The organism is Streptomyces sp. Da 82-17, from assembly GCF_046098215.1.
GTDB lineage: Bacteria > Actinomycetota > Actinomycetes > Streptomycetales > Streptomycetaceae > Streptomyces.
Genome location: NZ_JBJURH010000001.1, coordinates 255902 through 269756, shown reverse-complemented (window position 1 = coordinate 269756; position 13855 = coordinate 255902). Strand labels below are relative to the sequence as shown.

Below are 13855 nucleotides of genomic sequence, written 5' to 3'. Positions count from 1 at the left end.
CGCATCTCCAAGCCCCCCACGGCGGCCTCACGCCCGCTAGTCTCCGCCGGAGAGTTGGAAGTGAACCGCGGGTAAGACCGCAACTGTCAAAGGGGATCGCACAGTGGCACGGAAGCTCGCCGTCGTCGGAGCCGGACTCATGGGGTCCGGTATCGCTCAGGTCTCCGCCCAGGCGGGCTGGGACGTGGTGCTGCGCGATGTCACCGACGCCGCCCTGACCCGTGGCACCGACGGCATCAAGGCCTCGTACGACAAGTTCGTCAGCAAGGGCAAGCTCAGCGCCGAGGACGCCGAGGCCGCGCTCGCCCGGATCACCACGACCACCGATCTGGACGCCGCCGCCGACGCGGACATCGTCGTCGAGGCCGTCTTCGAGAAGCTCGAGGTCAAGCACGAGATCTTCCGTACGCTCGACAAGCTCGTGCGCCCGGAGACCGTGCTCGCCTCCAACACCTCCGCCATCCCGATCACCAAGATCGCGGCCGTGACGGAGCGGCCCGAGCGGGTCGTGGGCGCGCACTTCTTCTCGCCGGTGCCGATGATGCAGCTCTGCGAACTGGTCCGCGGCTACAAGACCAGTGACGAAACCCTCGCCGCCGCACGGGAGTTCGCCGAGTCGGTCGGCAAGACCTGCATCGTCGTGAACCGCGACGTCGCGGGCTTCGTGACCACTAGGCTGATCTCCGCCCTCGTGGTGGAGGCCGCCAAGCTCTACGAGTCGGGCGTCGCCACCGCCGAGGACATCGACATCGCCTGCAAGCTGGGCTTCGGCCACGCGATGGGCCCCCTGGCCACCGCCGACCTGACCGGGGTCGACATCCTGCTGCACGCGACCAGCAACATCTACACGGAATCCCAGGACGAGAAGTTCGCCCCGCCGGAGCTGATGCGTCGCATGGTCGACGCCGGCGACATCGGCCGCAAGAGCGGGCAGGGGTTCTACCAGCACTGAACCGCAGCACCCACCGCAGTACCCCGGCCGGACGACCGCACGCGACCCGTACGCGGACCGGCCGGGTCCCCCTCAGGGGTGAATTGCGTATCGGTTCGCTCACGGACGACAACTTCTGCGTCCGTGAGCCAGTCAGTTCAGTGAGACCACAGTTGAGACGTACGTGACGACGGTGGCGACGACGACGCCACAGCACTCTCGGGGAGCGCATATGCACATCAGGGGCGACCACGCCGAGCTGACCGTCGGGGGCAGCCTCGACGTCCGAAGCGCGGCGGACGCCCGAACTGCCTTGCATTCGGCCCTCGACGAGGGCGCCGGGGACCTCGTGCTCGACCTGTCGGACCTCGCCGCCCTCGACGCCACCGGACTCGGCGTCATCATGGGCGCCCACCGCCAGGCCGGCCGCTGCGGACGCCGCCTGGTCCTGCGCAACGTACCGCCGCAGATGCAGCGGCTGCTCGTCGCCACCCGGCTGCACCGCATCCTCGCCATCGAGGGCGGCATCGGGGCGCATCCGCTGTAGTCGAGCGCGCAGCCCACAGCGCGCGCCGACGTCGGCACGCGTACGGACCCGCGTACGAACCCGCGTCGTGCGCCGCGACAAATCCGCTGAGACCGTGACGTCCCGGACGGTACGCCACCCCAGGTGTTCCACGGCATCGGCCCAAGGTCTAAGGTTCGGTCGCTCACCGATCCCGTGAGTTCCGGACCAGAAGCGACAGAGCCGTGTGCGAAAGGCCGGGGAAGCCAAGGCATACGAAGCTTTTGGGGGCTTTGACCATGGACCCGACGAGCCGGGAACCAGAGGAGCACGGCCAGGACGGCCGCGGCCCCGACGCGGCGCCGCCCGCGCACCCCGCCCGCCCGCCGCACCGCGACTCCTCCCCGAACTCCGCCAGCCGCGGCTACCCGAGCGCCCCGGAGTTCGGCAGCGCGGCACCCGTGCGCACCGTCGAACTCACCTCCGGCGACTACCTGCTGACCGTCAACCCCGTCGACGGCAGCGAGATCGAGCCATGCCCGCCCGGCCGCCGGCCCGCGAGCCCGCAGCGGTACACGGCCGACGAACGCGCCGCCCGCGGCTCCGCCGCCGTACCGCCCCCGCCGCCCGGGCCCGCGCGGGTGCGCCCGCCGCTCCTTGAGCGCCAGGAGGTACGCGAACGGCTCGCCCGGCTGCTCGCCCGCGGCCGCTCCGTACGCCTCACCGGACCCGCGGGCTCCGGGCGGACCGCGCTGCTCGACGCCGTCGCCGAGGACTGCGCCGACCTCGCGCCCGACGGCGTCGTCCGCCTCTCCGGACACCGCCGCACCCCCGCCGAGATCCTGCACGAGCTGTACGCCGCCGTGTACGCCTCGCCCGGACACCGGCCCGACGAGGCCCAACTCCGCGGCCACGTCCACGAGATCGGGGCCGTCGTCGTCCTCGACGACCTGGAGTTCGGCGGCAGCGCCCTCCAGGACCTCCTCGACGCCACCCCCGAGTGCGCCTTCCTGCTCGCCGCCACCCCCGAGGTCACGCCGCCGCCCGCCGACTCGCCCCTCGAAGAGGTCTTCCTCGGCGGACTGGAGCGCGCCGCGGGCCTGAAGCTCCTCGAACTCGCCACCGGGCGGCCGCTCAGCGACGAGGAGGAGGCGCTCGCCGGCGACCTCTGGTTCGAGTCCGAGGGCCTCCCGCTGCGCTTCATGCAGGCCGGCGCCCTGCTCCGGCAGCGCGACCACCTGCTCGCCGAGGCCGCCGAACTCGCGGGCGCCGAACTCGCGGGCGCCGAGGGCGACTCGGCGTCCGACCCGGCGGCGGCCGTGCCGCTGCCCTCGCTCGCCGAGGCCGCCGCGCCCGCCGCGCTGCTCGCCTCCCGGCTGAGCGAGTCCGCCCGTACGACCCTGGAGTTCGCGGTCGCCCTCGACGGGGAGGTGCCGCACCAGGCGCACCTGCCCGCGCTCGTCGGCGACACGCACGCCGACGCCGCGCTCGGCGAGCTCGCCGCCGCCGGGCTCGTCGGCCCGACCGGCGGGCGGTACCGGCTCGCCGCGGGCGTCCTCACCCAGCTCGAAGCCGCCGGATACGCGGCCGCCGCGCCCGCCCGCGCGCACGCCGCCGCCCAGCACTACGCCTGGTGGGCCGGGCACCCGTCCGTCACCGCGGAACGCGCGAGCGCCGAGTCGGACGCGCTGCTCGCCGCCCTCGCCGTGCTCGTGCCCGGCACCGAGCCCGGACACCTCGGCTCCGCCGTCCTGCTCGCCCGCACCGCCGCGCCCGCCCTCGCGGCCGGGCGGGCCTGGGGCGCCTGGGAGCGGGTGCTCCGGGCCGGCCAGGAGGCGGCCCGGCTCGCCGGGGAAGTGGCCGAAGAAGCCTATTTCCACCACGAGTTGGGCGTGCTCGCGCTGCTCGGCGGGCGGCTCGACCGGGCCCGCAGCGAGCTGGAGGCGTCCATCGCGATGCGCGGCGCGCTCGCCGACAAGCGGGGCACCGTCGCAGGCCGCCGGGCCCTCGCCCTCGTCTCCGACCGGGACGGTACGACGCCGCCCGCGGGCCTTCCCGTGACCCGCAGCGAGGAGCCCGCCACGCCGGCCCGCGCGGTGCCGGCGGCGCTGCCGAGCCCCGGCTTCGAGCCGGACGAGATCCAGACAGTGCTGAGCCGTACGGCGCCCGAGCCGCGCGAGGAGGGCCCGCGCAAGGTCGCCGTCACCGGCACGCGACGCAACCTCGCCGCGGCCGGTGCGGGGGCGCTGCTCGCGGCCGTGCTCGGCACGGTGGTGACGCTCGGCGCGATCTCCGACGACGAGCAGCCCGCCGACAGCGTCCGGCCCGACCGTACGACGGGACAGCAGGACGAGGGCGGGCTCCCGGACGACGCGCTGCCGTCGGACGGGCCGAGCAGCGGCCCCGCTGCCCCGCCCGCGCCGAGCAGTTCGGGGGAGTCGAGCAGTGGGGCGCCGTCGGAGGGGCCGAGCGGGAGCGGGTCGCCGGACCCGAGCGAGTCGGCGTCGGAGGACGACCCGACGACGAGCGCGCCGCCGAGCTCGTCCAAGCCGCCCACGTCCTCCAAGCCGCCCACGTCCTCCAAGCCGCCGACGTCGTCCAAGCCGCCGACGTCCGAGCCGCCGGAGACGTCGCCGACGCCGGACCCGACGGAGACGGCCAGCAGCAGCGCGGCGGGGCCGCCACCGTCCACGGGGACGACGAGCCCCTCGGGTTCCAGCACGGCGTGAGGCCGGAGCCGGACGGGCTCCCCGATAGGGGCGCGGGGAACTGCGCGACCAGCCACGACGGCGCCGCAGACGAACGAGGAACCGCCGGAGGCTTTCGGGAAGGGGCGGGGTGGGGAAAAAGAACCGCCCCGCCACCCCCGGGCAGGCCGGGAGGGCGGGGCGGTATACCGGTCGGGAAGGTCAGAAGAGGCGGAGCTTGTCGTCCTCGATGCCGCGCAGGGCGTCGTAGTCGAGGACCGTGCAGTCGATCCCGCGGTCCGTCGCGAGAACGCGAGCCTGCGGCTTGATCTCCTGGGCCGCGAAGACCCCCTTCACGGGCGCGAGGTGCGGATCCCGGTTCAACAGCTCCAGGTACCGCGTGAGTTGCTCCACGCCGTCGATCTCCCCGCGCCGCTTGATCTCCACGGCCACGGTCGCGCCGTCGGCGTCGCGGCAGAGGATGTCGACCGGACCGATCGCCGTCGGGTACTCGCGGCGGATCAGGGTGTATCCCTCGCCAAGTGTCTCGATCCGGTCGGCGAGGAGCTCCTGGAGGTGCGCTTCCACGCCGTCCTTGATGAGGCCGGGGTCGACGCCCAACTCGTGCGAGGAGTCGTGCAGGATCTCCTCCATCGTGATGATGAGCTTCTCGCCCGCCTTGTTGACGACCGTCCAGACGCCGGCGTCGTCCCCGGAACCCTCCTTCAGGGTGCAGGGCGGCGACATCCAGTTCAGGGGCTTGTAGGCCCGGTCGTCCGCGTGGATCGAGACACTGCCGTCCGCCTTCACGAGGATGAGGCGGGGCGCGAGGGGGAGGTGGGCGGTGAGCCGGCCCGCGTAGTCCACGGAGCAGCGGGCGATGACGAGACGCATGGTCGGCAACGCTACTGGACACCCCCCGCTCCGCGCGAAACGCCCCTGGGGAGCGGGAGCACGACGCGCGCACAGCAGCGGCGCAACGCGCGCACGGCAGGCGCGGAACGGGCGGGCAACTGTCGGACAACGGGCTGACGACGGGCGTACAACAAGCCCGAAACGGACGGCGGACCACGCCGCGAGGCGGGAACGGAGCGGTGAACTCCGCCCTATTTACCGGGAAGGACACCGTTCGCCCCTGGCCGGTTGTGCGTGCATTCTCCTGGTGCGGGCAGGACAGGTTGCATACCGTGGAAGCGGGTCGTCGTCACGCGTGCACGCTGCGTATGCGTCGCCCTTGCCTGTCCGTCAGCCCCCGCTCCCCGGGGGTGCGAGAGGAGAACCCATGTCGCTCGACGTCTCACCGGCACTGTTGGAACAGGCCGAGCGAGGCGAGGTCGACGAATCAGCCTTCGTCGACTGCGTCCGGACCTCCCTGCCCTACGCATGGGAGATGATCAGCTCTCTGGTGGCCCAGCTGAAGGTGGACGGCGGCGAGTTCGCCGACAACCAGACGCCGCCGCCCAACGAGCAGGCGCGTGGTCAACTGCTGCGTGCACTCGCGAGTGACGCGATACGAGGAGCGCTGCAGCGCCACTTCGGAGTGCGTCTCGCGTTCCAGAACTGCCACCGGGTCGCGGTCTTCCCGCTCGGCGCCGAGGCAGACGACCGCCTTGCCAAGTTCACTTCCGTACGGGGCCAGTTGCTGAACCAGTCGCCCGAACTGCGCGACTGCTGACGCCTGTTGCTGCCGTCCCGTACGCGGGAGGTGTCACTGGTACGGGGCGGCAGCCCACCGGGTCGCAGTACGGTCAGACAAGCCGGGGCAGCACCTCGGCGCCGAGCCGGCGCACGTTCTCCTCCGTCGCCGCCAGGTCCCCCGAGCCCTCCACGAGCAGCGCGAACCGCGTGATCCCGGTGCGTTCGGCGGTCGCCGCGAGCCGGTCCGCGCACAGCCGGGGCGTGCCCACCGGGTGGATCCCGCAGAGCATCTCCGTGTACGCCAGCGGGTCCCGCATCCGCCGCTCCCGGCCGTCGACCGTCACATGCGCGTCCAGGCCCTGCTTCAGCCAGCCCGGCATCGCCTTCAGCAGCGTCTCCGCCGCCTGCGCGTTCCGGTCCGCGACCTGCGCGACCCCGGCCGAGACATGGCCGGCCGCCCGCACGACGTCCGGGGAGTGGCCCGCGGCCAGCGCGCTCGACCGCCACAGGGTCACCATCTCGGCCTTCTCCTCGTCCCCGACGTGCATGCCGAGCAGCATCGGAAGGCCCCGCTCCGCGGCGAGCCGGACGCTCGCCGGTGAGGTGCACGCCACCACGACCTCCGGCCCGGCGGGCCCGGACAGCGCCTCGTCCGGACGCGGAACGACCGCCACCTCGCGGAAGTTGAACCGCTCGCCGGACGCGCCGACCCGCGGCTCGCGCAGCCACTCCAGGAGCAGGTCCAGCGCTTCCGGGAAGCCGTTCTCGTACGCGCCGAGGTCCTTGCCGAAGACCTCCAGGTCCACCCACGGCCCGCCGCGGCCCACGCCGACCGTGAACCGGCCGCCGCTGCTGAGGTGGAGGAGCGCGGCCTGCTCGCCGAGGGCCACCGGATGCTGGGTGGGCAGCACGCTCACGGCCGTGCCGACGCGGATCCTTCGGGTGCGTCCGAGCAGAAACGCCGCGAACGTCGCCGCGGACGGGCAGACTCCGTACGGGACGAAGTGATGCTCGGCCAGCCAGACCGAGTCGAGCCCGGCCTCCTCGGTGACCTCGCCGACGCGCAGGGCCCGGTGCAACGCCTCCGCCTGGCCCTGGCCCGGGAACTGAGCGGCCAGTACAAAACTTCCTACACGCATCGCACTCCTGCCTCTCGGCGCCGACGCGGCCCTCCCCTAGGGGCAACAACGCGCAGCACGTGCCAAAGGCACGGCCTGGCATACAGGTTGGCCCATTTTCATACGGGAGAGTGCCCCGTCGGGACGGTCCGTTCGACGAGGCGCGGGTACCCCGGCCGACGGCCGCTACGCTGGAACGGTCCACCTGCTCCCGTACGCACACGAGGTGTTCCGTGTCTCCGCGCCGCAACCGCCCGAAGGGCGCAGGTTCCTACGGCAGGGGAGCGGAGGACGACCGTCCGCGCTACGGCGGGCACCAGTACACCGAGTCGTGGCAGGGCGAGGAGTTCACCGTCCGGCAGGTCGCCGGCTCGGGCGGGCCCGGCAAGACGTACCGCTGCCCCGGCTGCGACCAGGAGATCCGCTCGTCCGTGCCGCACGTGGTGGCCTGGCCGGAGCACGGCGCGGGCGTCGAGGACCGCAGGCACTGGCACAAGGCGTGCTGGAACGCGCGGGACCGCCGCACCACGCGGGTGCAGCGGTCCCGTAACGCGCCGAAGTTCTGAGCGTCTTCCCTGTGCCCGGGGTCAGACGTCCCTGGTCTCGGTGGTGAGGAAGGCCGCGCCGAGGGCGACGGTCGTCAGGCCGAGCATGATCCAGACGGGGTCCCAGCCGGAGGGGCCGGTGCCGCCCGCGACCGACTCGCCGTAGAGGGCGATCAGCTGGCTGGGGATCGAGTACTGGAACAGGAACAGCTGCACGTCCTTCAGGGACTCCGAGAACATGAACATCGCGAGGACCAGCGGCAGCAGCACCAGGCCGATCATGATCGTGATGGCCCCGGCGGAGTGCCGCACGAGCGCGCCCACCGCGAGCGACAGCAGCCCGAGCGTCGCGACGAAGAGGCCCACGCCGACCGTGCCGCGCAGCCACTCCTCGCCGGTCGCCTCCGCCGCGTCGACCATGCCGGTCTGCAGCGCGGCCACGAGCGTGGTCGCGAGCGTGGTGATGACGAAGACCAGGACGAAGAACACGATCGCCTTGGCGCCCAGGATCCGGCTGCGGGACGGGCAGGCCGTCGTCGTCGTACGGATCATGCCGGTGCCGTACTCGGAGCCGATGGTCAGCACGCCGAGCGTCATCACGCAGAGCATGCCGAGGATCACGCCGAACGACCCGAGCCCGATGGCGGACGCCCCGCTGCTGCTGACGTCGGACGCGGCGGCGACGACACCGACCAGGGTGCCGATGCCGAGGACCAGGACGAGCATGACGCCGAGCGTCCACATCGTGGAGCGCACGCTGCGGATCTTCGTCCACTCCGAGGCGAGCGCGTGCCCGAGGTGCGTCTTCCGGATCGGGATCGGCGAGACGTACGTGGGCACGCCGGGGTCCGACTGCCACTGCTGCGGGGCCTGACCCGGCTGCCCGTGCTGCTGGGGCTGGGCGTGGGCCTGGGGCTGGTGGGCCGGTGCCTGCTGGGCCGGTGCCTGCTGGGGCGGTGCCTGCTGGGGCGGCGCGTCCTGCGGGGCCGGGAGGGTGCGCAGCATCGCCGTGTGCTCCGGCGGCGGCTGCTGGCCGGCCTGTGGCTGCGGCTGCTGCTGGGCCGGGGCCTGCGGGGGAGCGGGCGCCGTGGACGGGGGCTGCTGGGGCTGCTGCGGCTGCGGCACGGAGGGCGTGGGCGGAGTGCTCATCGGGTGGCGTCCTCGTTGTCGCTCTTGGTCGGTTCGGCGGCGGCCGGGGCGGCGGGCGGCTGCTCCTGGGGCAGCGGCTGCGCCTGCGGCGGAGCGGGCGGCGCCTGCGGGGCCTGGGGCTGCTGTGCCTGGGGCTGCTGGGCGGGCGGCGCGTCCTGCGGCTCCGGGAGCTTGCGCAGCATCGCCGTCTGCTGCTCCTGCGGGGCGGGCAGGGTGCGCAGCATCGCCGTGTGCTCCGGCGCGGGCTGCTGACCGGGCTGACCGGGCTGCGGCTGGACGCCCGGCGCCTGGCCCTGGGCGGCCTGCGCCTGCTGGCCCGCGTACGGGTGGGGCCCGCCCTGCTGCGGCGCCGGCGGCGGGAACCAGCCCGGCTGGTCCTGCCCCGGCACCGGCACCGGCGGCGCCATCCCGGGCGCCATGCCCGGGGCGAGCCCCGGCTGCGGCTGCTGGAAGCCGCCGAGCTGGTCGGCCGTGGAGCGGTAGTCGACCGCGCCCTGGGTGAGCCGCATGTACGCCTCCTCCAGGGACGCCTGGTGCGGCGACAGCTCCCACAGGCGTACGTCCGCGTCGTGCGCGAGGTCGCTGATGCGGGGCAGCGGCAGGCCCGTGACACGCAGCGCGCCGTCCTGCTCGGGCAGCACCTGGCCGCCCGCCTCGGTCAGCGCCGACGTCAGCTTCTCCCGCTGCTGCGGCTCGGTGTCGGGCGTACGCACGCGCGCGAAGCCCGCCGAGTTGGCGGCGATGAACTCGCGGACGCTCATGTCGGCGAGCAGCTGGCCGCGGCCGATCACGATCAAGTGCTCGGCGGTCAGCGCCATTTCGGACATCAGGTGCGAGGACACGAAGACCGTACGGCCCTCGGCGGCGAGCGACTTCATCAGGTTCCTGACCCAGAGGATGCCCTCGGGGTCCAGGCCGTTGACCGGCTCGTCGAAGAGCAGCACCTGCGGGTCGCCGAGCAGCGCCGCCGCGATGCCGAGCCGCTGGCCCATGCCGAGCGAGAAGCCCTTGGACCGCTTCCGCGCCACGTCCTGGAGGCCGACCACGCCGAGCACTTCGTCGACCCGGCTGGCCGGGATGCCGGACAGCTGGGCGAGGGACAGCAGGTGGTTGCGGGCGTGCCGGCCGCCGTGCACGGCCTTCGCGTCGAGCAGCGCGCCGACCTGGCGCGGGGCGTTCGGCAGCCTGCGGTACGGGTGCCCGGCGATCGTGACGTGGCCCGAGGTCGGGTTGTCGAGGCCGAGGATCATCCGCATCGTCGTGGACTTGCCCGAGCCGTTGGGCCCGAGGAAGCCGGTCACGGTGCCCGGCCGGACCTGGAAGGAAAGGTTGTACACGGCTGTCTTCGCGCCGTAGCGCTTGGTCAGGCCGACTGCCTCGATCATTCTCCGCACCCATCGAGAGGTCAGGACGTCGGGGCAGTGCTCACGCCCCCGTAAGGGTTAGGAGGATATCCACGGCTTGACGGTTCCGGCCAAGTCGGGTGAAGTGCGCGACTCTCCGCCGCGAAGAGCCGGGTGGCCTCGGCGCGGACGGCCTCGTCGGCCCGCGCGGCCCGCATCCAGGAGGCCGCGTCGGGCCCGAGCAGTGCCCGCAGCGCCGCCGACGCCGCGAGCAGTCCGGCGATCAGCGCGCCCTGTTCGCCCGCGGGCAGCGGCCGCCCGTCCGGCCCGGCGAGGACACCCCGCTCCCCGGTGTAGAGCCAGGCGCCGGGCCCCTCGACGTACGCCCCGGCCCCCTCGGCGTACGACCCGTCGAGCCAGCGGCGGCGGTAGTTCGGGAGCTCGGTCGCGTCGACGGCGGCGAGCTGCTCGTCGTCGAGCCAGCTGAGGACGAGGGTGCGGGTGCTGCCGGGGTCCGGGTACGGGGCGGCGGCCACATATCCGGCGCGGCCCACGTGTGCCGAGCACCCGATGCCGATGCCGCGCACGGTGACCGGGACCATCGGCACGTCCGAGCCGAGCGAACGCTGCGCTAGCTTGTACGCGATCTGCGCGGGCGACGCGTTGGACCCGACGGCCAGCACCGGGTGCCGCCGGTCCAGGTCGGCCACGATCCGGTCGAGCCGCACCCCGCCCTCGACCCGCATCCCGCCGAGCGAGCCCTGCCCGCCGACCGGAACCGTCCCGCCGAGCGAGCCCTCGCCGCCCTCAAGGCGCAGGAGCCGGTCCCCGCGCAGCAACGCCGGCCAGGGCACGGGGCGACCGGGATACGTCAGCGGGTGCTCGAACGGCACGACGGCGAGGCCGAGTTCCAGCAGTGTGCGCCCTTCCACGACTGCCTCCTGCCCCTGCGGTCCGGCTACACGTCTGCCCCGGCCGGTTCGTTGCCGGGTGCGGCCCGTCCCGGGTTGCTCGCGCAGTTCCCCGCGCCCCTGGGGGGCTACGCATCCCTCCGCTTCAGCAACACGTACCCCCCGACAACCGCCACCACCACCCACGCCACCATGATCGCCAGCCCGCCCCACGGCCCGTACGGGGTGTCGTCGTCGAGCGGGCTGACCACCTGCATGATCTTCTGGCCCGCCTGGTCCGGCAGGAACTGGCCGACCTTCTTCGTGGCCGAGACGTTGCCGAGGATGCTGGAGACCAGGAAGAAGAACGGCATGAGGATGCCGAGCGACAGCATCGGGCTGCGCAGCATCGCGGCGACGCCCATCGAGAACACCGCGATCAGCGTCATGTAGAGCCCGCCGCCGAGCACCGCCCGCAGCACGCCCGGGTCGCCGAGCGACGCCCGGTGCTCGCCCATCGCGGCCTGCCCGACGAAGAACGCGATGAAGCTGGTGACCATGGCCACCACGAGGGCCAGGGCCGTGGCCACGGCGATCTTGCTGAACAGGAACGCCGCCCGCTGCGGCACCGCCGCGAGCGAGGTGCGGATCATCCCGGTGCTGTACTCGTTCGACACCACAAGCACCCCGAAGACGATCATCGCCAGCTGCCCGAGCCCCATGCCCGCGAAGCTGATCGCCGTCGGGTCGAAGGCGAGCCGGTCGCGGCCGCTCATGTTGTCGAAGTCGTTCTTGGCGAGGATCGAGATGAGCAGGCCGAGCCCGACCGTCACGACCACGGCGAGGCCCAGCGTCCACACCGTCGACGCCACCGAACGGATCTTGGTCCACTCCGACTTGATCACCTGTCCCGAGGACATCCGCTCAGCTCCCGGTCTTCTGCCGCCGCGTCCACTGCTCGCCCCAGCCGTTGGTGTCAGGCGGGCCGGTCTCCGAGTGCGCGTGGTACTCCACCGACTCGGCCGTCAACTGCATGAACGCCTCCTCCAACGAGGCCTGCTGCGGGCTCAGTTCATGGAGGACCAGATGGTGCTCGGCGGCCAGCTCCCCGATCCGCTCCGACCGCGCCCCGTCCACCTCCAGCGTTCCGTTTCCGGCCTCGACGGCGGGAATCCCGGCCTGCCGCAGCACGTCCCTGAGCCGCTCCTGCTGCGGCGAGCGCAGGCGCACGTACGACCGTGAGTTCTGCCGGATGAACTCGGCCATCGACGTGTCCGCGAGCAGGCGGCCCTGGCCGATGACGACCAAGTGGTCCGCGGTGAGGGCCATTTCGGACATCAGATGCGAGGAGACGAAGACCGTACGGCCCTGCGCCGCGAGCCCCTTCATCAGGTTCCGGATCCAGTGGATGCCCTCGGGGTCGAGGCCGTTGACCGGCTCGTCGAACATCAGGATCTGCGGGTCGCCGAGCAGCGCGCCCGCGATGCCGAGCCGCTGGCCCATGCCGAGCGAGAAGCCCTTGGCCTTCTTCCGGGCGACGGCGGTCAGGCCGACCGTGTCCAGGACCTCGGCGACCCGTGACTTCGGGATGCCGTTGGACTGCGCCAGGCACAGCAGATGGTTGAAGGCGCTGCGTCCGCCGTGCATGGCCTTGGCGTCGAGGAGGGCGCCGATGTACTTGAGCGGGTGCCGGATCTGGTCGTAGTGCCGGCCGTCGATCCGGACGTCGCCCGCGGTCGGACGGTCCAGGCCCAGCATCATCCGCATCGTGGTGGACTTGCCCGCGCCGTTCGGCCCGAGGAAGCCGGTGACGACGCCCGGTCTGACGGTGAAGGTCAGCTGGTTGACCGCGACCTTCTCCCCGTACCGCTTGGTCAGGCCCTCGAGCTCGATCATGCGGCCACGCTAAAACGGGAGAAAGCCCCCTGCCACTTGAGTGACAGGGGGCTGAACCCGCTGGACACGCCCCAAGGGAGGGCGCCGGACCGTTACCGGGTCTGCTGGGCCGGAACCCCGCGGCTGACCGGCTCCTCCTCGCCGGCGGGCGCGGCCTGCGCGGCCACGGCGGCACCGGTGAGGGTCGCCAGCATCTCGCGGACGTTGGTCAGCTGCGCGTTGATCGAGTCGCGGCGGTTGGTCAGGGCCGCCAGCTCGCGCTCCGATTCGCTGCGGATGCGGTCGGCCTTGGCGTTGGCGTCCGCCACGATGTCCTCGGCCTGGCGCTGCGCGGTCTCGACCGTCTGGCGGGCGCGACGCTCCGCGTCCGTGCGCAGCTTCTCCGCCTCCAGGCGCAGTTGCTCGGCGCGGTGCTCGATCTCCGCGAGGCGCTTCTCGGCCTTGGCCTGACGCGAGGCCAGGTCGCGCTCGGACTGCTCGCGGCGCTTGGCGAGGTTGGTCTCGAAGTCGGCGGCGGCCTGCGCGGCCTTGGCGCGGGTCTCCTCGAAGAGCGCGTCGGCCTCTTCGCGCTTCGACTGCGCGTCCTTCTGGGCCTCGGTGCGCAGCGCGTTCGCCTCGCCCTTGGCCTTCTCGACGATCCGGACGCCCTCGTCCTCGGCCTTGGCCTTGCGCTCGGCGGCGAACGCCTCGGCGTCGTTGCGCACCTGCTGCGCGGCGGACTCGGCCAGCTCGCGGTGCTGCTCGGCGGCCCGACGGGCCTCCTCGCGCAGGTCCTTCGCCTCCTCCTCGGCGAGGCGGAGGATCTTCTCGACGCGGGCACCGAGCCCGGCGTACGACGGCTCGGCGTCGTTCACCTGGGCCTGGGCGTTCTGCGTCTCGAGGTGGAGCTCCTCGATGCGCTTTTCCAGAGCGGTGATGCGAGCGAGAGCGGAGTCACGGTCGGAGACGAGCTTGGAGATACGTTCGTCCACCTGAGCGCGGTCGTACCCACGCCGCACAAGCTCGAAGCCGTAGGGGGAAGTGTCGCTCATGGGGTTCCTGTCAACTGAGACCGGTGAGGTGTTAGGAGGAATCCTAGGGGTCAGGGCGGCGTGTCATCGAGCAGTTGCCCGTTTGATCTGGAGAATGACACCCCTTTTGGGTGGCTCATGGC

Annotated in this window: 13 protein-coding genes; 5 read left to right on the top strand and 8 right to left on the bottom strand. The window is 72.7% G+C overall.

Annotation, left to right across the window (positions count from 1 at the left end; genetic code table 11):
• Positions 1–103 precede the first annotated feature (103 nt).
• From ACIDOF_RS01210 to ACIDOF_RS01200, 3 genes are all read left to right on the top strand, one after another.
• Entirely contained in the window at positions 104–952 is an 849-nt protein-coding gene (locus ACIDOF_RS01210) for a 3-hydroxyacyl-CoA dehydrogenase family protein (RefSeq protein WP_409003692.1), read from the top strand.
• Between the two features lie 211 nt (positions 953–1163).
• Positions 1164–1478, top strand: coding sequence for an STAS domain-containing protein (locus tag ACIDOF_RS01205; RefSeq protein ID WP_282542453.1), 315 nt, complete (start codon positions 1164–1166; stop codon positions 1476–1478).
• 257 nt (positions 1479–1735) lie between these two features.
• Positions 1736–4165 carry an ATP-binding protein gene (locus ACIDOF_RS01200; RefSeq protein WP_409003691.1) on the top strand — a complete coding sequence of 810 codons (2430 nt, stop codon included), beginning with the start codon at positions 1736–1738 and terminating at the stop codon, positions 4163–4165.
• A gap of 180 nt (positions 4166–4345) precedes the next feature.
• Here the strand turns inward: ACIDOF_RS01200 and nucS are convergent, their stop codons facing one another.
• A complete protein-coding gene (nucS, locus tag ACIDOF_RS01195) occupies positions 4346–5017 on the bottom strand; it encodes an endonuclease NucS (protein ID WP_409003690.1) in 672 nt (223 codons plus the stop codon).
• Positions 5018–5405: 388 nt separating this feature from the next.
• Here nucS and ACIDOF_RS01190 point away from each other — a divergent pair, with 388 nt between their 5' ends.
• On the top strand, positions 5406–5798 hold the full coding sequence (locus tag ACIDOF_RS01190) for an SCO5389 family protein (RefSeq protein ID WP_409003689.1): 393 nt from the start codon (positions 5406–5408) through the stop codon (positions 5796–5798).
• Between the two features lie 73 nt (positions 5799–5871).
• On the opposite strand, the gene ACIDOF_RS01185 is transcribed toward ACIDOF_RS01190, so the two are convergent.
• Positions 5872–6900: an LLM class flavin-dependent oxidoreductase gene (locus ACIDOF_RS01185; protein ID WP_409003688.1), complete on the bottom strand. Its 1029-nt coding sequence runs from the start codon at positions 6898–6900 to the stop codon at positions 5872–5874.
• A gap of 212 nt (positions 6901–7112) precedes the next feature.
• On the opposite strand from ACIDOF_RS01185, the gene ACIDOF_RS01180 reads away from it, so the two are divergent.
• A complete protein-coding gene (locus ACIDOF_RS01180; protein ID WP_409003687.1) occupies positions 7113–7445 on the top strand; it encodes an ATP/GTP-binding protein in 333 nt (110 codons plus the stop codon).
• Between the two features lie 21 nt (positions 7446–7466).
• Here the strand turns inward: ACIDOF_RS01180 and ACIDOF_RS01175 are convergent, their stop codons facing one another.
• The 6 genes from ACIDOF_RS01175 to ACIDOF_RS01150 all read right to left on the bottom strand — a co-directional run bounded on the left by ACIDOF_RS01175 (position 7467) and on the right by ACIDOF_RS01150 (position 13733).
• The gene (locus ACIDOF_RS01175; RefSeq protein ID WP_409004012.1) at positions 7467–8429 is read right to left on the bottom strand and encodes an ABC transporter permease subunit; all 963 of its coding nucleotides are present in this window, start codon (positions 8427–8429) and stop codon (positions 7467–7469) included.
• A gap of 140 nt (positions 8430–8569) precedes the next feature.
• On the bottom strand, positions 8570–9958 hold the full coding sequence (locus ACIDOF_RS01170) for an ABC transporter ATP-binding protein (RefSeq protein ID WP_409003686.1): 1389 nt from the start codon (positions 9956–9958) through the stop codon (positions 8570–8572).
• Positions 9959–9978: 20 nt separating this feature from the next.
• On the bottom strand, positions 9979–10848 hold the full coding sequence (locus ACIDOF_RS01165) for a hypothetical protein (RefSeq protein WP_409003685.1): 870 nt from the start codon (positions 10846–10848) through the stop codon (positions 9979–9981).
• A gap of 107 nt (positions 10849–10955) precedes the next feature.
• Positions 10956–11726, bottom strand: a complete 771-nt coding sequence (locus ACIDOF_RS01160) for an ABC transporter permease (RefSeq protein ID WP_409003684.1) — start codon at positions 11724–11726, stop codon at positions 10956–10958.
• Between the two features lie 4 nt (positions 11727–11730).
• Positions 11731–12702 (bottom strand): ABC transporter ATP-binding protein, encoded by a 972-nt coding sequence (locus ACIDOF_RS01155; RefSeq protein ID WP_409003683.1) that lies wholly within the window; start codon positions 12700–12702, stop codon positions 11731–11733.
• Positions 12703–12794: 92 nt separating this feature from the next.
• Complete coding sequence (locus ACIDOF_RS01150) at positions 12795–13733, bottom strand: cellulose-binding protein (protein ID WP_409003682.1); 939 nt, start codon at positions 13731–13733, stop codon at positions 12795–12797.
• Positions 13734–13855: the final 122 nt, after the last annotated feature.